Origin of the sequence: Streptomyces sp. NBC_00885 (genome assembly GCF_045207475.1) — a bacterium.
Lineage (GTDB): Bacteria > Actinomycetota > Actinomycetes > Streptomycetales > Streptomycetaceae > Streptomyces.
Genome location: NZ_CP108796.1, coordinates 2,372,264 through 2,391,634 on the forward strand (window position 1 = coordinate 2,372,264; position 19,371 = coordinate 2,391,634).

The 19,371-nt window shown below is 70.6% G+C and carries 18 protein-coding genes; 3 read left to right on the top strand and 15 right to left on the bottom strand.

Features of this window, described 5'->3' with window-relative positions; translation table 11 throughout:
* Nucleotides 1-215: 215 nt before the first annotated feature.
* The 3 genes from smc to OHA61_RS10355 all read right to left on the bottom strand — a co-directional run bounded on the left by smc (nucleotide 216) and on the right by OHA61_RS10355 (nucleotide 4,915).
* Nucleotides 216-3,770, bottom strand: coding sequence for a chromosome segregation protein SMC (gene smc, locus OHA61_RS10345; RefSeq protein ID WP_406302853.1), 3,555 nt, complete (start codon nucleotides 3,768-3,770; stop codon nucleotides 216-218).
* Nucleotides 3,771-4,024: 254 nt separating this feature from the next.
* A complete protein-coding gene (locus OHA61_RS10350; RefSeq protein WP_142213425.1) occupies nucleotides 4,025-4,243 on the bottom strand; it encodes a hypothetical protein in 219 nt (72 codons plus the stop codon).
* A 390-nt stretch (nucleotides 4,244-4,633) separates the two neighbouring features.
* Nucleotides 4,634-4,915 carry an acylphosphatase gene (locus OHA61_RS10355; RefSeq protein ID WP_324979604.1) on the bottom strand — a complete coding sequence of 94 codons (282 nt, stop codon included), beginning with the start codon at nucleotides 4,913-4,915 and terminating at the stop codon, nucleotides 4,634-4,636.
* A 150-nt stretch (nucleotides 4,916-5,065) separates the two neighbouring features.
* Between OHA61_RS10355 and OHA61_RS10360 the strand changes: the two genes are divergently transcribed.
* Both OHA61_RS10360 and OHA61_RS10365 read left to right on the top strand, forming a co-directional pair.
* The gene (locus OHA61_RS10360; protein WP_406302854.1) at nucleotides 5,066-5,944 is read left to right on the top strand and encodes a CAP domain-containing protein; all 879 of its coding nucleotides are present in this window, start codon (nucleotides 5,066-5,068) and stop codon (nucleotides 5,942-5,944) included.
* Nucleotides 5,945-5,996: 52 nt separating this feature from the next.
* A complete protein-coding gene (locus OHA61_RS10365; protein ID WP_406302855.1) occupies nucleotides 5,997-6,386 on the top strand; it encodes a winged helix-turn-helix transcriptional regulator in 390 nt (129 codons plus the stop codon).
* Here OHA61_RS10365 and mutM read toward each other — a convergent pair.
* The 9 genes from mutM to OHA61_RS10410 all read right to left on the bottom strand — a co-directional run bounded on the left by mutM (nucleotide 6,350) and on the right by OHA61_RS10410 (nucleotide 13,283).
* On the bottom strand, nucleotides 6,350-7,219 hold the full coding sequence (gene mutM, locus OHA61_RS10370) for a bifunctional DNA-formamidopyrimidine glycosylase/DNA-(apurinic or apyrimidinic site) lyase (RefSeq protein ID WP_406302856.1): 870 nt from the start codon (nucleotides 7,217-7,219) through the stop codon (nucleotides 6,350-6,352). The genes OHA61_RS10365 and mutM overlap by 37 nt on opposite strands.
* 125 nt (nucleotides 7,220-7,344) lie before the next feature.
* Nucleotides 7,345-8,226, bottom strand: coding sequence for a ribonuclease III (gene rnc, locus OHA61_RS10375; protein ID WP_324979617.1), 882 nt, complete (start codon nucleotides 8,224-8,226; stop codon nucleotides 7,345-7,347).
* Between the two features lie 19 nt (nucleotides 8,227-8,245).
* Entirely contained in the window at nucleotides 8,246-8,419 is a 174-nt protein-coding gene (gene rpmF, locus OHA61_RS10380; RefSeq protein WP_026165248.1) for a 50S ribosomal protein L32, read from the bottom strand.
* Nucleotides 8,420-8,421: 2 nt separating this feature from the next.
* Nucleotides 8,422-9,027: a YceD family protein gene (locus OHA61_RS10385; RefSeq protein WP_406302857.1), complete on the bottom strand. Its 606-nt coding sequence runs from the start codon at nucleotides 9,025-9,027 to the stop codon at nucleotides 8,422-8,424.
* A 182-nt stretch (nucleotides 9,028-9,209) separates the two neighbouring features.
* A complete protein-coding gene (locus OHA61_RS10390) occupies nucleotides 9,210-10,292 on the bottom strand; it encodes an ATP synthase F0 subunit B (protein WP_406302858.1) in 1,083 nt (360 codons plus the stop codon).
* A 98-nt stretch (nucleotides 10,293-10,390) separates the two neighbouring features.
* Nucleotides 10,391-10,870: a pantetheine-phosphate adenylyltransferase gene (coaD, locus tag OHA61_RS10395; protein WP_324979675.1), complete on the bottom strand. Its 480-nt coding sequence runs from the start codon at nucleotides 10,868-10,870 to the stop codon at nucleotides 10,391-10,393.
* A gap of 26 nt (nucleotides 10,871-10,896) precedes the next feature.
* Nucleotides 10,897-11,481, bottom strand: coding sequence for a 16S rRNA (guanine(966)-N(2))-methyltransferase RsmD (gene rsmD, locus OHA61_RS10400; RefSeq protein WP_142213436.1), 585 nt, complete (start codon nucleotides 11,479-11,481; stop codon nucleotides 10,897-10,899).
* Nucleotides 11,482-11,627: 146 nt separating this feature from the next.
* Nucleotides 11,628-12,923 (bottom strand): RNA polymerase sigma factor, encoded by a 1,296-nt coding sequence (locus OHA61_RS10405; RefSeq protein WP_406302859.1) that lies wholly within the window; start codon nucleotides 12,921-12,923, stop codon nucleotides 11,628-11,630.
* Nucleotides 12,924-12,935: 12 nt separating this feature from the next.
* Complete coding sequence (locus OHA61_RS10410; protein ID WP_361907666.1) at nucleotides 12,936-13,283, bottom strand: YciI family protein; 348 nt, start codon at nucleotides 13,281-13,283, stop codon at nucleotides 12,936-12,938.
* A 187-nt stretch (nucleotides 13,284-13,470) separates the two neighbouring features.
* Here OHA61_RS10410 and OHA61_RS10415 point away from each other — a divergent pair, with 187 nt between their 5' ends.
* Nucleotides 13,471-14,964: an MFS transporter gene (locus OHA61_RS10415; protein WP_406302860.1), complete on the top strand. Its 1,494-nt coding sequence runs from the start codon at nucleotides 13,471-13,473 to the stop codon at nucleotides 14,962-14,964.
* Between the two features lie 59 nt (nucleotides 14,965-15,023).
* Here OHA61_RS10415 and OHA61_RS10420 read toward each other — a convergent pair whose 3' ends face one another.
* The 3 genes from OHA61_RS10420 to OHA61_RS10430 all read right to left on the bottom strand — a co-directional run bounded on the left by OHA61_RS10420 (nucleotide 15,024) and on the right by OHA61_RS10430 (nucleotide 19,361).
* On the bottom strand, nucleotides 15,024-15,395 hold the full coding sequence (locus tag OHA61_RS10420) for a nuclear transport factor 2 family protein (RefSeq protein ID WP_406302862.1): 372 nt from the start codon (nucleotides 15,393-15,395) through the stop codon (nucleotides 15,024-15,026).
* Nucleotides 15,396-15,465: 70 nt separating this feature from the next.
* Complete coding sequence (recG, locus tag OHA61_RS10425; protein ID WP_324979639.1) at nucleotides 15,466-17,652, bottom strand: ATP-dependent DNA helicase RecG; 2,187 nt, start codon at nucleotides 17,650-17,652, stop codon at nucleotides 15,466-15,468.
* A 107-nt stretch (nucleotides 17,653-17,759) separates the two neighbouring features.
* A complete protein-coding gene (locus tag OHA61_RS10430) occupies nucleotides 17,760-19,361 on the bottom strand; it encodes a DAK2 domain-containing protein (protein ID WP_406302863.1) in 1,602 nt (533 codons plus the stop codon).
* Nucleotides 19,362-19,371: the final 10 nt, after the last annotated feature.

Sequence of the window (19,371 nt, forward strand, 5' to 3'; positions counted from 1 at the left end):
CTCCTCGGGCGTCCGGCAGCGTCGCCGGGCGTGGGGGGCGAGCCCTTCAAGCGGCGTACAACAAGCCGCCGCCCACCACTTGAAGGTAAAAGCAACGCTGCAGAGACTATTCGTTCAAGTTTCGAAGTCAAGAGGAGAGATCAAGCCGACTTCAGCGATCGCGACATCTGTCTTCATTCAAGTGTTGAAGAAGTGTGGACGGTGTGGAAGAAGCGTCAGCGAAGGCGCTGACTGATGACCTTGGAGACACCGTCACCCTGCATGGACACGCCGTACAGCGCGTCCGCGACCTCCATCGTCCGCTTCTGGTGCGTGATCACGATCAGCTGCGAGGACTCCTGGAGCTCCTGCATGATCCGGATCAGCCGCTGGAGGTTGGTGTCGTCGAGCGCCGCCTCGACCTCGTCCATGACATAGAACGGACTCGGCCGGGCCTTGAAGATCGACACCAGCAGCGCCACCGCGGTCAGCGACCGCTCACCACCCGAGAGCAGCGAGAGCCTTTTCACCTTCTTGCCGGGCGGTCTGGCCTCGACATCCACACCTGTGGTGAGCATGTTGTCGGGATCGGTCAGAATCAGCCGTCCCTCACCGCCGGGGAAGAGCCGCGAGAAAACACCCTCGAACTCGCGGGCGGTGTCCCGGTACGCATCGGTGAAGACCTGCTCGACGCGCTCGTCGACCTCCTTGATCACCTGAAGAAGGTCGGCCCTGGTCTTCTTGAGGTCTTCGAGCTGCTCGGAGAGGAACTTGTGGCGCTCCTCCAGTGCCGAGAACTCCTCCAGCGCGAGCGGATTCACCTTCCCGAGCTGCTGGTACGCCCGTTCGGCGGACTTGAGGCGCTTCTCCTGCTCGCCGCGTACGAAAGGTTTCGGCAGGTTCCGCGGGTGCTCGGGGTCCTCCGGCAGCTCCTCGCCCTCGGCGGGCGGTGAGGGCGGCACCAGCTGGTCGGGCCCGTACTCCGCGATCAGCCCGGCCGGTTCGACGCCGAGCTCCTCCAGAGCCTTGGTCTCCAACTGCTCGATCCGCAGCCGCTTCTCGGCCCCGAGCACCTCGCCGCGGTGCACCGAGTCGGTCAGCTTGTCGAGCTCGCCCTTGAGGTCGCGCCCCTGGTTGCGGGCGGCGCTCAGATCCTGTTCGCGCTCGGCCTTGGCCGCCTCGGCGGCGACCCGTTCCGCCTCGGCGCGCACGAGGGAGACCTCGACATGAGCCAGCAGCTGGCGGGCGCCGCTCGCCACCGCGGAGGCCACCTCGGCCTCGTGGCGCAGCCGGGCGCGCCGCTGTTCGGCCCGCGCCCGCGCCTCGCGCTCGGCGCGCGCTCCCCGGTCGAGCGAGTCCGCGCGTCCCGCCAGCCCCTTGACACGCTCCTCGTGCGTACGGACCTGGAGGCGGGCCTCCATCTCGGTCTGGCGGGCGTTGGCGCCGTCGGCCGCGAGCCGGTCCCGTACATGCGTGTCGGGCTCCTCCTCGGCCGGAGCCTCCTCGGCGACCAGCAGCCGCTCGGCCAGTTCCTCGGCCTCCTCGCGGGCCCGCTCCAGCGCCTCTTGGGCCCGGGCCGCGGCCGCGGTCGTCCGCTCGGCCTCGCCCGCGGCGCCGCGCGCCTGGCCTGCGAGCCGCCCGAGCTGCCCCGACACCGCGGACTTCTCGCGGTCGGCGGCCCGGCGCCGCTCCCCCAGCTCCTCGACCAGCGCGGCGCATTCACGGCGGCGGGCGATTGCCTGCTGCTGGGTGGCGGCCAGTTCCTCGCACTGGACGGCCAGTTCCTCGAGCTCGGCGACGGCCTCGTCGACGGAGGCCTGCACCTCCAGCAGGCTCGGCGCACCGGCGGAGCCGCCCTGCGCGAAGTGCGCGCCGAGGACGTCGCCCTCGGCGGTCACGGCGGTGAGCTCGGGCCGCCCGTAGACCAGATCCTCGGCGTCCTCCAGCGTCCCGACGACGACGATGCCCCGGAGCAGTCTGCGCACGGCGGGCATCAGCTCCTCGGGCCCGCGCACCAGGTCTGCGGCGTACGGGGAACCGTCCGGGCGCCGCTCGGGCGCCGCGGGCTCCGGGGCGCCAGTCAGCAGTATCGCGGCGCGCCCGGCGTCGGTCTTGCGCAGCAGCCGCAACGCTTCGGCGGCGGTCGCCGGGCTGGAAACGGCCACGGCGTCCGCGGCCGCGCCGAGCGCCGCCGCCACCGCAACCTCGTAGCCGGAGGCAACCGTCAGCAGCTCCGACGCCGGTCCCAGTAGTCCGCTCAGCCGGTCCTTCGCAGCGAGCAGCGCGCCCGTGCCGTCCTTGCGGCGCAGGCCCAGGGCGAGGGCTTCACGGCGGGCGGCGACGGCGGCGCGCTTGCGCTCGGCGGCGGTGAGCGCCTCACGGGCCGCGCCGAGTGCGGCCTCCGCCTCGGACAGCTCCCGCTTGGCCGCGTCGTGCTGCTCGCCGAGCGCGGAGTCGTCGGCGTCGAGCCCGGCCACCTCGGCCTTGAGCTGCTCGTACTCCTCCTGCGCGGCGACGGCCCGCTCCTGGGCCTCGTCGCGTGCGGCGGCCAGCCGGTCGATCTCGGCCTGCGCCGAAGCGGCCCTGCTGCGTGCCGCGTTGACCTGGCCGCCCAGCCGGGCAAGACCCTCGCGCCGGTCGGCGATCGCCCGGGCGACGTCCTTGAGCCGCCGCTCCTCGACCGTCAACTCCCGCTCCAGCTCGGCGCGGTGGGCGACGGTGTCCTCCAGGGCGCGCTCGGCCGCCTCCAGCGCGGCCTCCAGCTCCGCCTCCTGCTCACGGATCCTGGCGGCCTCGCGCTCCATATCCTCCGGATCGCGGCCACGCCGCTCGTCCGCGGGCGCGGCGCTGGCGCTCTTGACCCGCGCGTCGGCCAGCGAGATCGTGCCGCGCACCCGCTCGGCCAGCTGGGAGAGCTCGTACCAGCTCTGCTGGGCCTGCTGCAGCCGTGGCGCGAGCCGCCGTACCTCGTCCTCCAGCTCCGCCTCGCGCGTCAGAGCGGCCTTGAGCTCCGCCTCGGCCGCGTCCTTGCGCTGCTTCAGCGCGGCCTCGTCGGCGATCTCGCCGCGCAGCGCCTCCCGCAGCCGTACGAGATCGTCGGCGAGCAGCCGCAGCCGGGCGTCGCGCAGATCGGCCTGGATGACGGCGGCCCGCCGGGCGACGGCGGCCTGCCGCCCCAGCGGCTTGAGCTGGCGGCGCAGTTCATCGGTCAGATCCTGCACGCGCGCGAGGTTGGCCTGCATCGCGTCCAGCTTCCGCAGCGCCTTCTCCTTGCGCTTGCGGTGCTTGAGGACGCCCGCGGCCTCCTCGATGAACGCCCTGCGTCCCATCGGATCGGCGTGCAGCACGGAGTCGAGCTGGCCCTGGCCGACGATGACGTGCATCTCGCGGCCGATGCCGGAGTCGGACAGCAACTCCTGGATGTCGAGGAGCCGGCAGGTGTCGCCGTTGAGCTGGTACTCGCTGCCGCCGTTGCGGAACATGATCCGCGTGATGGTGACTTCGGCGTAGTCGATGGGGAGCGCGCCGTCGGAGTTGTCGATGGTGAGGGAGACCTCGGCGCGGCCCAGCGGGGGCCGTCCGGTCGTCCCGGCGAAGATGACGTCCTCCATCTTGCCGCCGCGCAGCGACTTGGCCCCCTGCTCGCCCATGACCCAGGAGAGCGCGTCCACCACATTGGACTTGCCCGAACCGTTGGGCCCCACGACGCAGGTGATGCCCGGCTCGAAGCGCAGCGTCGTGGCGGACGCGAAGGATTTGAACCCGCGCAGGGTCATGGCCTTGAGGTGCACGCGGCCGGACTCTACCGTGCGCTTCGCTCGGAAGGCCGGAGCACATTCGCTCGGGCCCGCCACGAGGGGTTTTCTGCCGGGGGTCCGGGGGTTGCCCCACGGGAGGACACAGCGCTCACGGTTTCACCGATGAAGGTGCAGGGCACATCAGACGGTAAGGGAAGGACTGTAAGGGGCGGAGCGCAAAGAAAGAAGGGACGCCGAGGCGTCCCTTGCATATCTTGTGCGCGATGATTCTCCAGCGAACGCCGTGCTCAGGTGAGCGCAGGCTCCGCCTGGGGTACGTCGATGTCGATGCCTTCGAGCAACGACTCTCCAGGGTGCTGAGCGACGGCAGCGTTGAGCGCGTCGTTCTCGGACTGAATCCGTACAAGCTCGGATTCGAGGTCCTGGACGCGCTGCTGAAGCCGTCGCATCTCGGCGAGGAGTCGCGGGTCGTTACCGCCGACGTAACCGAGAAGCGCCTTTGCCATGATGGATGGTCCTCCACACTGAGTGACCGACCGAAGCGGTGTGGGTCGTGAGGGATTCGCACCCGCGGTGCTCGACAGTGCTTTGTTAGTGCTGAATACGGCTGCGGTTCTTACTGCCAAACAGCTAAGGTGCGCGGGGCTTCCAGAGTCTCACCAAAAAGTTTGACGGTCAACACGATCACGCCCGCGTCGACGGGCAAACCCGGGGGCGTACGGCCGCGGAACGCGCGGCGAAGCCTCTCAGCGGGGCCCAGGGGGCGTAGAGATCATTCTTACTGGCGCAGCCTGGCACGACAAGCCCTTCTTGGCAACCACCAGCCAATTTCTGCCGCGGCAGATGCCCGCGGCATGCCCGCTGGACCGACTTTCGCGATGAAATGCGCGATGACCTCAGCGGATCGCGAAGCCTTCGTAGCCACCGCGCGGGGTGGCCCAGATCTCGGTGACACCGTCGACCCGCCCGGGTGTGTCGTCCGAGCGCAGCCACTCCAGCAGACGGTGGCAATTCTCACGTGGCCCCTCTGCCACAACCTGCACTCTGCCGTCGTCGAGATTGACGGCGAATCCCGTGAGGCCGCCGATCTCCAGAGCATTCGCCCTGGTGAACCAGCGGAAGCCCACTCCCTGTACCCGGCCGCGTACCCAGGCGGTGAGCCGTGCGTCATCGTTCATGCGTGCAAGGTAACGGGCCAATTGCACACAGAACACTTCGCCCCCACGCGTCATGGCGTACAGTCCCGTCGAAATGAGCTTCACCCATATGGGTGAGTCAGTTTGACGTTTGACCGTCGAGCTTCGTCGAGCATCAGGAAGGCACAGCAGATGGGACGCCATCGACGCTCCGCCGACGCACCCGCCGCGCACGACCATGCGGACGGAGCGGCAGGCCGGCACCGGGGTGGTGCACGCCGGAAGAAGCGGTCGGGCATGCCCGTACGCACCGGACTGCTCGGCGCCTCCGCGGCCATGGCCGTAGGCGCTGTCGCCGTCGCGTCCGGCCTGCTGCCGGGCGGCGACAAGTTCGACGTCAGCGGCGGCAGTGAGCCGAGCGGGCAGATACGCAGCGAGGGCTCCGCCCAGCTGCAGACGCAGGGCGACGCGAGCGCCGAGCCGACGAAGGGGACTTCGGCCCCCGCGAGCCCCACCGCGCCGCGCCCGCAGGCACCGTCGAAGACCCCTTCCCCCACGCCGACGAAGCCGTCGGCGACTCCGTCGAAGCAGACGAAGGCCCCGCAGGCGGAGAAGAAGACGACGGCCCCGACCCGTACCGAGACCCGCGCCCCCGAGCGTTCGTCCGAGCGGGCCAGGCCCCCCGTCTCGGGTGCGGCGGCCGCCGAGGCCGAGGTGCTCGCCCTGGTCAACAAGGAGCGCGCGAAGGTGGGCTGCAGCCCGGTGCGCTCCGATGCCGGTCTTGCTGATCTCGCCAGTGACTTCAGCGCCGACATGGCCGCGCGCGGCTTCTTCGACCACACCGACCCCGACGGGGACACTCCCTGGGACCGCGCCGACCAGGCGGGCGTCAAGGGTCTGGGCGGCGAGAACATAGCCCGAGGGCAGGCCGACGCCGCCGCGGTGATGAACTCCTGGATGAACAGCGACGGTCACCGCGCCAACATCCTCAACTGCGACTACAAGACGCTGGGCATCGGTGTGGTCATGGGCGACGGCGGCCCCTGGTGGACCCAGGACTTCGGCTTCTAGCCGCTCCTACAGCACTTACGAATAGTTAGTACACCGGAGTAGGGTGGCCGTCATGGACGACGACGGCCACCCCTTCGACGTTTTCTCCAAGCAGTGCCCCTCACGCGGCACGCTCGAGCACGTGACGGGCCGCTGGGGAAGCCTGACGATCGGGGCCCTGTACGAGGGGACCCTCCGCTTCAACGAACTGCGCCGGCGCGTCGACGGCGTGAGCGAGAAGATGCTCTCCCAGACGCTGCACGCGCTGGAGCGCGACGGCCTGGTCCACCGGGAGGCACAGACCACCAATCCTCCGCGCGTGGACTATGAACTCACCGCGCTGGGACGCGCCGTGGCCGAGCGGCTGCTCGGGCTGATCCACCTGGTCGAGGGCCGGATGCCCGAGGTGCTCGCCGCGCGCGAGCGCTACGACGAGGTGCGGATGACTCTCGGCGCCCGCTGACAGCGCGGGCAGAAGTAGCTGGAACGGTTCATCCAGGAACGGCGGCGCATGGGTGTGCCGCAGCGTCGGCAGGGCTCGTCCTCGCGGCCGTACGCATCCAACGACCGGTCGAAATAGCCCGATTCGCCGTTCACATTCACATAGAGGCTGTCGAAGCTGGTGCCGCCGACGGCCAGGGCCGCGTTCATCACGTCCCGTACATGACCGAGCAGTTCGGCCGAGCGGGGGCGCGTGAGGGTCGCGGTGGGGCGCTCGTAGTGGAGCCGGGCGCGCCACAGTGCCTCGTCCGCGTAGATGTTCCCGACGCCGCTGATCAGCGACTGGTCGAGCAGCGCGCGCTTGACCGTCGTACGGCGCAGCCGCAGCGCGGCATGGAAGGCCGCGTCGTCGAAGGCCGGGTCCAGCGGATCGCGGGCGATGTGGGCGATCGCGTCCGGGAGTCCCTCAGGAGTGTTGTCGTGCAGCGACAGACCCCCGAAGGTGCGCTGGTCGACGAAGCGCAGCTCGGTGCCGAGCCGGTCGTCGAAGCGGATCCGGATCCGCAGATGCTTCTCGTCGGCGGCGTCCTCGGGCTGCACGAGCAGCTGCCCGCTCATGCCGAGGTGGCCGAGGATCGAGGTGTCCGTGTCCGCCAGCGGCAGCCAGAGGTACTTGCCGCGGCGGCGGGCGATCCCGACGCTGTGCCCCTTGAGCCGGGCCGCGAAGTCCCCGGCGCCGGCCGGATGGCGGCGGACCGCGCGCGGGTGCAGCACCTCCACCTCGGCGATCGTCCGCCCGCTGACCCAGCGCTGGAGTCCGCGACGTACGACTTCGACCTCGGGCAGCTCGGGCAACGGGGCTCCTTCGGGCAATCTCAGGGTGACGCCCGCAGCGTACCTCCGTGCCTGAGACGGAAAGCCGCGAGGCCCCTGCGCTCCTGAAGAGCGAGGGGCCCCGCGGGGAAAGCGGAATCGCGGACTCAGGCCGAGGCCCGGTCCCCGGATTCCGAGGCCGAAGGGGCGTCGGCGGCCCCTTCGTCATCAGCAGCGGTCGCATCGGCCAGAGCCTCCGCCTCGGCCCGGGCCTTGGCCCCGGCCTCCGCTTCGGCCTTCGCCGCAGCCGCACGCTCGTCCGCGGCGGCACGGATCTCCCGCCATGCGGACTCCGCCGCCTGCTGCTCCGCTTCCTTCTTGCTGCGGCCGGTGCCGGTGCCGTACGAGACACCACCGACGCGGGCGGCAGCAGTGAAGGTCTTCTCGTGGTCCGGGCCGGTCTCGGTGACGAGATACTCCGGAACTCCGAGCCCCTCGGCGGCGGTGAGCTCCTGGAGACTGGTCTTCCAGTCCAGGCCCGCGCCCAGGTTCGAGGACTTCTCGATCAGCGGGTCGAAGAGCCGGTGCACCAGCTCCGAGGCCGCTTCGAGGCCCTGGTCGAGATAGACCGCACCGATCACCGCTTCAAGGGTGTCGGCGAGGATGGACGCCTTGTCCCGGCCTCCCGTGCCCTCTTCGCCCCGGCCGAGCCGGATGAAGAGGCCGAGCTCGAGGCCGCGGCCGACCTCCGCCAGCGCACGAGAATTGACCACCGCGGCCCGCAGTTTGGCCAGCTGGCCTTCGGGCAGGTCGGGGTGGGTGCGGTACAGCGTGTCCGTGACCACCAGGCCGAGCACCGAATCCCCGAGGAATTCGAGACGCTCGTTGGTGGGCAGACCGCCGTTCTCGTACGCGTACGAACGGTGGGTCAGCGCACGCACCAGAAGGGCGGACTCGAGGTGATACCCGAGCCGCCCTTCCAGAAGCGTGTGGGACGAGGCTGCGTTGACGTTGTCCGCCTGCTTCTTGGCATTGGACAGCTCAGACATCGGGCCTCTCACCAGCCGCTCAGACCTCGAGGACCTGGCGCTTGTTGTAGGTGCCGCAGCTCGGGCACGCGATGTGCTGCTGCTTCGGCTCCTGGCAACGCTCACACGAAACCAGAGTGGGGACCGCAGCCTTCCACTGCGACCGGCGGTGGCGCGTGTTGCTGCGCGACATCTTCCGCTTCGGAACAGCCACGGCTACTTCTCCTGCTTCTCGTCGACGCCCGCTTCGGCGCCGCCCATGTTGTCCTTCTCGCCGTCCTGAATGGTCTCGGCGAGTCCCTGCAGTGCCGCCCAACGAATGTCGACGGCGTCATGGTGGTGGTCCGGGTTCTCGTCCAGCCTGATCCCGCATTCGGGACACAGACCGGCACAGGTCTCCCGGCACACCGGCTGCATCGGCAGTGCGAGCACCACCGCATCACGCAGCACGGGCTCGAGGTCGAACATGCCGTCCTCGAGGAAGAGCACGTCCTCGTCCTCGGCGTCGTCGACCGGCTCCGCAGTGCGACTGCGGCCCCGGTCATCGGCGTCGGGGTACGAAAACATCTCCTGGAAGTCCGCCGCGACCTCGTGGCTCAGCGGCTCCAGACACCTTACGCACTCCCCTTCGGCCGATGCACGGGCGGTGCCTGTCACAAGCACACCTTCCATGACCGACTCGAGACGGAGGTCGAGCTTCACGGGTGCGCCTTCCGGCACACCGATGACCCCTTCGATACCGAAGTCCTTGGGGGCATCGACCGAGCGGGTCAGCCGCTGGAGGGCACCAGGACGCCGCCCCAGCTCGTGTGTGTCGAACACGAGGGGGTTGCGGTGGTCGAGGCGCGTGCTCAGGGCTTTTCCTGCTTTCGGATCGTGAGGAGGGGCCGTCCCGGGCTTCTCGGTGCGAAGCGGGCAGCCGTGATCGCGGAGCTACGCGCGACCGAAGAGCCAGGATACTGGACGGGCCGCCGTAGACCCAATCCGCGCTTCCCGGCAGCCGTTCAGCGCCCCTGTTCGTACCGGCGCAGCTGCTCCAGGTCGATCATGCTGGTGTCGAACAGGCTGGTCTCGTCGAGAGCGGCGCCCTGCTGCTGGACCTGCTGCTGAGGCTGGTGCTGGGCCTGCTGCTGTCCCCCATAGCCTCCGGCATGGGAGGTGCCCCCGGCGTACGGATCCTGCTGGGCGTACTGCTGCTGGTCATAGCCCTGCTGCTGGTACGCGGCGTACGGGTCGGTCTGATACCCGGCGTACGCCTCCTGCCCCTGGTAGGCGTACGGATCCTGCTGGGCCGGGATCTGGGGCTGCTGCTCGGCCACCGGCTGGTACTGGTGCTGGGGCTGAGCCTGCGGCTGCGGCTCGGGCAACTCCGCGAGCCCGGCCAGATAGTCGGCGTCGCTGGCGTGCTGCTGGGTGCCCGCCGCGTCCTGGGCGGCCATGTGCTCGCCGAGGGCGTCGCTGGCGGTCCGGCCGTGCAGCTTCTGGCGGCCGCGGCCGACCGCGTCGAGGGTCTTGGAGAGCACGGCCTCGAAGGCGCCCAGCTTGGTGTCCACGTACGCGTCGGCGCGCTGGATCAGGGTCTGCGGGTCCGCGCTGTACTCGGGGGCGTCCTCGTCCGCGAAGCCCTGCTCGTCCAGGCCGGGGCCACGGCCGAGCAGCTTCTCGCGGCCGCGGTCGACCGAGCCGATGGTCTTGGTGAGGACGACCTCGAAGTTGGCGAGCTTGGAGTCGACGTAGTCGTCGGCCTCGGCACGGATCTCCTCGGCCTCCCGGCGGGCCTCCGCGAGGATGCGGTCGGCCTCCTCCTGGGACTGGCGGGCGACGTGGGTGTCCGAGACCAGCGAGCCGCGCTCGGCGTGGGCGGTCTCGATGATCCGCTCGGCCTGCTGGCGGGCCTGCTCGACCATCTGCTCACGGCCGCCGATCAGCTCCTGGGCCTGGGCCAGGGAGCCCGGCAGGGCCTGACGGACCTCTTCGAGCATGGCGAGCAGCTCGGCGCGGTTGACCACGCAGGAGGCCGACATGGGCATGGACCGGGCGTTGCCGACCGCCTCGACGATCTCGTCGAGCTTCTTCTGGACGTCCACCGTGGGTTCGCCACTCTCTAGAACTGATGGGAGACGGACGGGACGACTGTACGGGCAGTCGGCGCCCGCCCGACACCGGGTGACGGACTGTCAGTTCGTCACTTCTGGGCGAGGCGCCGGGTCAGGGCCTCGTGAACAACCGGAGGCAGCAGGTGGGAGACGTCACCGCCCCAGGCGGCGACCTCCTTGACGAGGCTGGAGGACAGGAAGCTGTAGGTGGGGTTGGTCGGGACGAAGAGGGTCTCGACTCCCGTGAGCCCGTTGTTCATCTGGGCCATCTGCAGCTCGTAGTCGAAGTCGCTGACCGCGCGCAGACCCTTGACGATGGCCGGGATGTCGCGCTCCTTGCAGAAGTCGACGAGGAGGCCGTGGTGGGACTCCACGACGACGTTCCCGTACTCACTGGTGACCTGGCGGATCATCTCCATCCGCTCTTCGACCGTGAACAGTCCCTGCTTTGACTGGTTGATCATCACAGCGACATGTACGACGTCGTACAGCTTGGAGGCGCGGGCAATGATGTCGAGGTGCCCATTGGTGATGGGGTCGAATGACCCCGGACAGACTGCGCGGCGCAACTGAAGTCCCTCGCTCTCCGAACCGGTCATCGTGCGTCTTCGCACGTAGAGGCGGCGCGACCGTACCAAAGCGTGCCCTCGCCGTAGCGACGGGCCCGCAGTGGCTCGAAGCCCTGCGGCCAGACGAATTCGCCGCCTCTGGTGCTGCGCTCCACGGTGGCGAGAGCATCGTCCGCGAGCCAGCCCTGGCGGCGGAGTGTGAGCAGAATCTCCCGAAGATCGTCATCGGTGACGGCGTACGGAGGGTCGAGGAAGACGACGTCGTACGGGAGCTCGGGCGCCGGGCCTGTCACGATCTGTTCCGCTTTGCCGGTACGGACCTCGGCACCGGGCAGTCCGAGCGCTCGGACGTTCTCCCGGACGATGCGGGCGGCGCGGTTGTCCGCCTCGACGAGGAGGGCGTGGGACGCGCCCCGGGACAGTGCCTCCAGGCCGACGGCGCCGGAGCCCGCGTACAGGTCGGCGACACGGATGCCGCCGAGTGTGCCGAGGAGGGACTCCCAGCTGGAGAAGAGCCCCTCGCGAGCGCGGTCGGATGTGGGGCGGGTGCCGGTGCCGGGCGGGACGGCGATACGGCGCCCGCCGGCCGCGCCGGCGATCACGCGGGTCATCTGAGTCTGGGTCCTTCGAGAGGGAGGAGGATGAGGGTGAGGCTGAGCTGTTGCGTTGAGCTGTGGTGCTGACCGGATGTGCTTAAACGATATGCCGTCGCCCGGGTTCAGTCCGCTCAGGTTCCCAGCGCTCCATACGCTCCATATCAGTCCGCGCTGCCCAGCTGCTCCAGGCGGCCCGCCAGGAAGTCGCTCTCGACGGCGTTCTCCGTGAGCAGGAGCGCCTCCTCGTACGCCGATCGCGCCTCCGCGGTGCGGCCGAGCCTGCGCAGGAAGTCGGCGCGGGCCGCGGCCAGATAGCCGTACCCGGCCAGCTGTGGCTCGGCGGCCAGCGCGTCGACCGCGGCGAGCCCGGCTGCCGGGCCGCCCGCGAAGCCCACCGCCACGGCCCGGTTGAGGGCCACCACCGGCGACGGCCAGATCTGCACCAGCAGGTCGTAGAGCGCCACCACCTCCCGCCAGTCGGTCTCCTCCCAGCTCGGCGCCTCGGCGTGGACCGCGGCGATGGCCGCCATGAGCGCGAAGCGGCCCGGAGGTCTGCGGCGCAGGGCCTCGCGTACCAGGGCGATCCCTTCCCCGATCGCGGCGCGGTCCCATTGCGTACGGTCCTGCTCGGCGAGCAGCAGCAGCCGCCCGTCGTCGGCCGAGCGGGTGTCGCGCCGCGCGTCGGTCAGCAGGATCAGCGCCAGCAGTCCGGCGACACCCGCGTCGCCGGGCAGCAGCGTGCGCAGCATCCTGGCGAGGTCGAGCGCCCGTTCGACGAGGTCGCGGCGGACGAGGTCGGCGCCTGCCGGAGCGGTGTGCCCGGTGGTGAAGAGCAGATGCACCACGGTGAGTACCGCTTCGATACGGGCTGGCAGCTCGTCGGCGGGCGGCACCCGGTACGGGATCCGCGCGGCGGCGATCTTCTTCTTCGCCCGGGTGATCCGGGCGGCCATGGCGGGCTCGCCGACCAGGAAGGCGCGTGCCACCTCCGCGGTCGTCAGGCCGCACAGCAGCCGCAGTGTGAGGGCGACCTTCGCCTCTTCGGCGAGCGCGGGGTGGCAGCAGGTGAAGATAAGCCGCAGCCGGTCGTCGGGGAACTCCTCCGGCCCGCCCCAGTGCACCAGAGCCTCCGGTTCGGTGAAGGGATCGCCCGAGAGGTCCAGGAGCTGCGGCAGCGACCTGCGCAGTGTCGCGTCCCGCCGGAGCACGTCCAGTGCCCGGTTGCGGGCGGTCGTGGTCAGCCAGGCGCCGGGGCGGCGCGGGATGCCGCGCTCGCCCCACACCGTCAGCGCCTTGGCGTACGCGTCCTGCACGCACTCCTCGGCCAGATCGAGGTCGTGCGTCAGGCGCGCTGTCGCGGCGAGCACGAAGGCCCACTCACGGCGGTGCGCGTCCGCGACGGCGGCGGCGACCGCGGGGTCCGTGCGGACCCCGCCGGCCGCGCCGTCCGTAGCCACCGGGGGCCTCCGTCAGTGGAAGATCTGCACGGGCCGTACCTCGATACCGCCGAAGGGCATCGGGCACTGCTTGGCCACGGCGATGGCCTCGTCCAGGTCTGCGGCCTCCACGAGGTAGTAACCGCCGAGCGCCTCCTTCGTCTCGGCGAACGGTCCGTCCGTGACGGCCAGGGCTCCCGAGTCGTCCGTGCGGACGCAGGTGGCCGTGGCGGTCGGGTGCAGGGCGTTACTCCCGAGGATGGCCCCGGCGTTGGCCTCCTGGAAGGCCCGGTGCTCCTTCAGGGTCCGGTCCCACATCTCCTGCGGGGCATCCGCCCAGGCCTGCTCGTCGTGGTAGATCAGGATCAGGTACTGCGCCATGGCGCGATCCCTTCCCGCTCGTGGGCCCGCCGCTCGGGCCTTCTGATGATGCCGACGTACGGCATCCGCCCGGATCGACAGCCTCTCCCCAGCAATTTTCCTGCGGTCTGTGTCGATTCGCCCTCTTCCCGCCCGTCGAGGGAGTGAGACGGAATCCGAGCCATCGATCCGCAAGGAGCGGAAAGCCATGCCGCAGGAAAACGTGCCGTACGAAACCACCCCCCGTGTCCCCGCCGCAGTCGGCCCCCACAAGGGATGGACCTTGGTCCTGGCCTCCCTCGGGCTGTTCATGGTCGCCCTCGACACCCTGGTCGTGGCCACCGCGCTGCCCGTGCTGCGTGTCGACCTGGACGCGAAACTCACCGACCTCGAATGGACGGTCAACGCCTACAACCTGAGCTTTGCCTGCCTGCTGCTGACCGGGGCGGCACTCGGCGACCGCTTCGGCCGGCGGCGTATGTACGCCATCGGGCTCTTCGCCTTCGCCGTCGCCTCGGCCGGGGCGGCCCTCTCGACCTCGGTCGGCGCACTGATCGCGGCCCGCGCGGTGCAGGGCGGAGCCGCCGCTATCGTGATGCCCCTGACGCTCACCCTGATCAGCCAGGCCTTCCCGGCCGAGAAGCGCGGGATGGCCATCGGGCTCTGGGGCGGCATCGCCGGCACGGCGGTCGCCATGGGACCGGTCGTCGGCGGAGCCATCACCAACGGTCTCGACTGGCAGTGGATCTTCTGGCTCAACGTCCCGATCGGTCTTGTCCTGGTCCCGCTCGCGCTGCGCCGCCTGACCGAGAGCTTCGGCCCGAGGCCCCGCCTCGATCTGCTGGGACTCGCCCTGGCCGGAGCCGGCTTCCTCGGCCTGACCTGGGGGCTGGTACGCGCGAACACGGTCGGCTGGGCCAGTGCCGAAGTGATCTCCTCGCTGCTGGCCGGGGCGGCGCTCGTGGCCTGCTTCGTCGCCTGGCAGCGGCGGGCCCCCAACCCCATGGTTCCCCTTCGCCTGTTCCGGCTGCGCGGCTTCACCACGGCCAACGGCGTCAGCTTCTTCATGTACGCCTCGCTCTTCGGCGCGCTCTTCCTGATGTCGCAGTTCCTGCAGATCGGGCTGGGCAACTCGCCGCTCGCGGCCGGGCTGTGGATCCTGCCCTGGACCGCGACGCCCATGCTGATCGCGCCCGTGGCGGGCACCCTGGCCGACCGCTGGGGCAACCGCCCCTTCATGGCCGCCGGACTGGCACTGCAGGCGATCGGACTCGGGTGGGTCGCCGCGATCGCCGACCCCGGTATGGGTTACGCGGAGCTGAGCGCCGCCCTCACGGTGGCCGGCGTCGGGACGTCGATGTGCTTCCCGACCGTGGCCAACGCGGTAATGGGCTCGGTGCCGCAGCAGGAGGCCGGAGTCGCCTCGGGGACGAACAGCGCGGTCCGTGAACTCGGCGGCGTCTTCGGTATCGCCGTCCTCGCGGCCGTCTTCACCGGCCCGGCCGTCTACGGATCGCCCGACGCGTTCGTGGACGCCTTCAAACCGGCCCTGTGGGTCGGAGCGGGTCTGGCGGCGGTCGGTATCGTCTCGGCCCTGCTCGCCCCCCGGCACGAGGGCCCGCATCCGGTCGAGGCCACGGGCTCCACCGCCCGCGCCGCCGACGCCCGGGCCGTGCCCCAGATGGTGCGGAACGACTCGTAGGAAGTCAGGGGCGCTCGCAGGCAATCTGCTTCGTGAAGCTGCCGCAGCGGAACCCGGGTTCAGCCGTTCTGCGCGAACCCCGCGGCGCGGATCGCCACGGTGTCGTGGATCTGGCGGATCCGGGTGATCCGGCCGGCGGCGACAGTGAAGTGTTCCGCCACACGCAGCGTTCCCAGCCCCTGGACATCCATGTCGTAGAGCAGCATCGCTTCGTCTTCTCCGTAGAGCTCCGAGAGAAGTGCCACGCGAGTGGCGAGTCCGCCGAAGGCAGCGAGGGCCCCGGCGAACGACTCGGTCGTGGGGTAGTCGTTGACAGGCACCTCGACCTTGAGGCCGGGGGAAAGCAGGCCGACCGCGGTCTCGAAGTCCCCACGGGTCCAGGCATCGTGATAGGCGCGCACTACCGAGCGGGGGTCGGTGCCGGAGCCCATGGCGGCACACTCCTTTCCGGTACGCGGGTTCCCACTCGCCACCTTCCCACCGGCGAGACTCTCCCGCAGCTCACCCCTTGTCGAGGTACTGCTCGCGCTCGGTGTCGAGCAGGGCGTCCAGCGCCGTACGCAGCTCCGGCAGGTGCGCGAGATCCGGATCCGCGGAGACGATCGCGACGGCCTCCTCCCGGGCCGCCGCGATGATCTCCTCGTCGTCGATGACGGTGAGCATCCGCAGCGAGGAGCGCACACCGGACTGGGCCTGGCCGAGCACATCGCCCTCACGGCGCTGTTCGAGGTCGATACGGGAGAGCTCGAAGCCGTCGAGCGTGGCGGCGACCGCGCCCAGCCGGGCACGGGCGGGAGCGGCCTCGGGCATCTCGGTGACGAGCAAGCACAGCCCGGGGGCCGAGCCACGGCCGACCCGGCCGCGCAACTGGTGCAGCTGCGAGACTCCGAACCGGTCCGCATCCATGATCACCATCGCGGTGGCATTGGGGACATTGACACCGACCTCGATGACGGTGGTGGCGACCAGGACATCGACAGCGCCCGCGGCGAAGCGGCGCATGACGTCGTCCTTGTCGTCGGGCTGCATCCGGCCGTGCAGGACCTCCACCCGCAGTCCCGTCAGCGGGCCCGCCGCGAGCTGGTCGGCGATCTCGATCACGGCCAGTGGCGGGCGCTTCTCGGCCTCGTCCTCCGCGGACTTCTTCCTCGGCTCGTCCTCGCCGTCGCCGATGCGGGGACACACCACATATGCCTGATGGCCGCCCTCCACTTCTTCGCGCACACGCTCCCAGGCGCGCGCGAGGAAGTGCGGCTTGTCCTGGGCGGGAACCACATGGCTGGCGATCGGCGAGCGCCCGGCCGGCAGCTGGTCCAGGACCGAGGTCTCCAGATCGCCGAAGACCGTCATCGCGACCGTGCGAGGAATGGGGGTGGCGGTCATGACCAGCAGATGCGGCGGCTGCTTGCCCTTGGAACGCAGGGCGTCGCGCTGCTCCACGCCGAAGCGGTGCTGCTCGTCGACGACGACCAGCCCCAGATCGTGGAACTGCACCTTGTCCTCGATCAGCGCATGCGTACCGATCACGATGCCGGCCTCACCGGTCACCAGGTCGAGCAGTGCCTGCCTGCGCGCGGCAGCGCCCATCGAACCCGTCAGCAGCACGACCTTGGTGGCGTGCTCGGCGCCGCCGAGCATCCCTCCCTCCGCGAGCTCGCCCATCATCTCGGTGATCGAGCGGTGGTGCTGCTGGGCGAGGACTTCCGTGGGCGCGAGCATGGCCGCCTGACCGCCCGCGTCGACGACGGCGAGCATCGCCCGCAGGGCCACCATGGTCTTGCCCGAGCCGACCTCGCCCTGGAGCAGGCGATGCATCGGATGCTCGGTCGCCAGGTCGTCGAAGATCTCCTTGGTGACCTTCTGCTGGCCGTCGGTCAGGGTGAAGGGCAGCTTGGCGTCGAAGGCGTCGAGCATCCCGTCCGGCCTCGGTGTGCGGGCCACTGCGGGCAGTTGGGTGTCGGCGTACCGGCGGCGGGCGAGGGCGACCTGGAGGACGAAGGCCTCGTCCCACTTCAGGCGGTCGCGTGCGACCGCGATGTCCGCCTTGGTGTGCGGCCGGTGGATCTTCAGCAGGGCCTCGGGGAGCGGGACGAGGTCGCGTCCTTCGCGCAGTGCCTCCGGCAGGGGGTCGACGGCCTCCCGGGCCCTGGGCAGTGCCGCGTCGACCGCCTTGGCGATCTTCCAGGACTCCAGTTTCGTGGTGGCCGGGTAGATCGGGATAAGGGCTCCGGCCCAGGAGTCGACGGCCTCGTCGCTGTCTCCCTGGAGCAGTTCGTACGCGGGGTGGGCGAGCTGAAGCTTGCGGTTGAAGACCGAGACCTTGCCGGCGAACATCGCGCGGGTGCCCGGCAGCAGATCCTTGTGGGGCTTGTGAACGCCCTTGCCGAAGAAGACCAGTTGCAGCTGACCGCTGCCGTCCGTGATGACGACCTCCAGTCGCTGGCCCCGGCCCTTCGAGCCGCTGAAGGTGAGCACGCGGGCGCTCGCCACCTGGGCGACCACGGTGACGTGCTCGTCCAGCGGCAGGTCGGACAGGTGCGTGAGCTCGCCCCGCTCCGCGTACCTGCGCGGGTAGTGGTGCAGCAGATCACCGAGGGTGTGCAGGTCCAGATGCTCGGCCATCACCTTCGCGGTGGCGGCTCCGAGCGTCTTCTTCAGGGGTTCGTCGAGCGCGGACACGCGATCCATTGCACACCACCGCACTGACAGACGTCGCGCACCTGTGGATAACCGCTGGTCACACCGGTGCCGCGAGCGGAGCACCGGCATCGCGGTCCGCCGGGCGGCCCCGTCTCCTACTCCACCCCGATCAGCAGCGGGGACGCTCCTCGGCCGCCCAGGTAGACCACCGTGTCCACCGCCAAGTGACCTTCTCTGACGTGCCGTTCCAGGCGCTCCGCCACCGCGTCGCCCTCCGGTACGTCCTCGCCCAGGATCAGCGTCACCAGTTCGCCGCCCGCCGCCAGCATCCGGTCCAGGACCGCCTCCGCCGTGCCCGGCAGGTCCGCGCCGATCACCGCCACGTCGCCGTCGATCAGGCCGAGGACGTCACCGGCCTGGCACACGCCCACCGTCGTCCACGACTGCCGTTCCGCGACGGCCAGTTCGGCGTAGCGGGTCGCGCCCGCGGCCGCTGTCATCGCGACGACGTCCTCGTCGAAGCGGCGGTCCGGTGCGTGGACGGCGAGCGCCGCGATGCCCTGGACCGCCGCGCGGGTGGGGATGAGGGCGACCCGTACGCCTTCCGTACGGGCTTGTTCAGCGGCCGCCGCCGCGGTGTGGCGCAGCTCCGCGGAGTTCGGCAGCAGGACCACCTCACGGGCATGCGCGCGCCGGATCGCATCGACCAGTTCACCGCTGGCCGGCGGCTCCCCCGGACGCGCGAGCACCGTCGTCGCGCCCGCCTCGGCGCACAGGTCCGCCACGCCCTCTCCCGGGACGACCACGACGACCGCCCGCTGCACCTGCTCGCGCGACGTCTCCGCGGCGCTGTCGAAGTGGGTGATCCGGATCCGGTACGGCCGCCCCGCCTCGACGCCCGCCTCCACCGCCGCGCCCGCGTCGTCGACGTGCACATGCACGTTCCACAGCCCGTCGCCGCCGACGACGACCAGCGAGTCACCGAGCCCGTCCAGCCGGGTCCGCAGCCTGGCCACGGCCGCGTCGTCGGCCTCCAGGAGGTAGATCACCTCGAACGCCGGCCCTCCGTCCGCGCACGGTTCGCCGCCTCCCGCCGCGACGGCGGCCACCACTGGGGGATGTACATGCGTGGGACCGGGCGCGGAAGGAGCCTCCCCCGTCACCGCCTCCACGAGCGCCCCCAGCACCGCCAGCAGCCCGCGCCCGCCCGCGTCCACGACTCCCGCGCGGTCCAGCACGGCAAGCTGTCCCGGCGTCGCGTCAAGCGCTGCCCGCGCCCCCTCGTACGCGGCGCGCACGGGATCGTGTGGTGAGGCCTCCGCCGCGTCCGCCGCCGCCGTCGCGACGGTAAGGATCGTGCCCTCGACGGGATGCGCGACCGCCTCGCGCGCCAGCCCGGCGGCCCGGCGCAGCGCGTCGGCGAGGTGGTCTCCGGCACCGAGCCGTTCCGCCATGCCCCGCAGCAGCTGCGCCAGGATCGTCCCGGAGTTGCCCCGGGCGCCTATCAGCGCGCCGTGGGCCATCGCCCGGACCACATCGGCGGGCGCGGGCGCCGAGCGTTCGGTCTCGTGCGCCGAGAAGACCGCCTCCACGGCCTGGGCCGCGGACTCGACGGTCAGATACAGATTCGTGCCGGTGTCCCCGTCCGCGACCGGGTAGACGTTGATCGCGTCGATCTCCTCGCGCTCCCGGCCCAGCGCTTCGAGTGCAAGTGAGCACCAGGCGCGTACCGCTGCGGCGTCGAGGGTCTGCGGCACCTGGTGATCC

Coding starts and splice junctions, on each gene's coding strand:
- OHA61_RS10350 (WP_142213425.1), bottom strand. CDS start 4,243: ATGGCAAAGGCGCTTCTCGGTTACGTCGGCGGTAACGACCCGCGACTC.
- OHA61_RS10355 (WP_324979604.1), bottom strand. CDS start 4,915: ATGAACGATGACGCACGGCTCACCGCCTGGGTACGCGGCCGGGTACAG.
- OHA61_RS10360 (WP_406302854.1), top strand. CDS start 5,066: ATGGGACGCCATCGACGCTCCGCCGACGCACCCGCCGCGCACGACCAT.
- OHA61_RS10365 (WP_406302855.1), top strand. CDS start 5,997: ATGGACGACGACGGCCACCCCTTCGACGTTTTCTCCAAGCAGTGCCCC.
- rnc (WP_324979617.1), bottom strand. CDS start 8,226: ATGTCTGAGCTGTCCAATGCCAAGAAGCAGGCGGACAACGTCAACGCA.
- rsmD (WP_142213436.1), bottom strand. CDS start 11,481: ATGACCCGCGTGATCGCCGGCGCGGCCGGCGGGCGCCGTATCGCCGTC.
- OHA61_RS10410 (WP_361907666.1), bottom strand. CDS start 13,283: ATGGCGCAGTACCTGATCCTGATCTACCACGACGAGCAGGCCTGGGCG.
- OHA61_RS10415 (WP_406302860.1), top strand. CDS start 13,471: ATGCCGCAGGAAAACGTGCCGTACGAAACCACCCCCCGTGTCCCCGCC.
- OHA61_RS10420 (WP_406302862.1), bottom strand. CDS start 15,395: ATGGGCTCCGGCACCGACCCCCGCTCGGTAGTGCGCGCCTATCACGAT.
- recG (WP_324979639.1), bottom strand. CDS start 17,652: ATGGATCGCGTGTCCGCGCTCGACGAACCCCTGAAGAAGACGCTCGGA.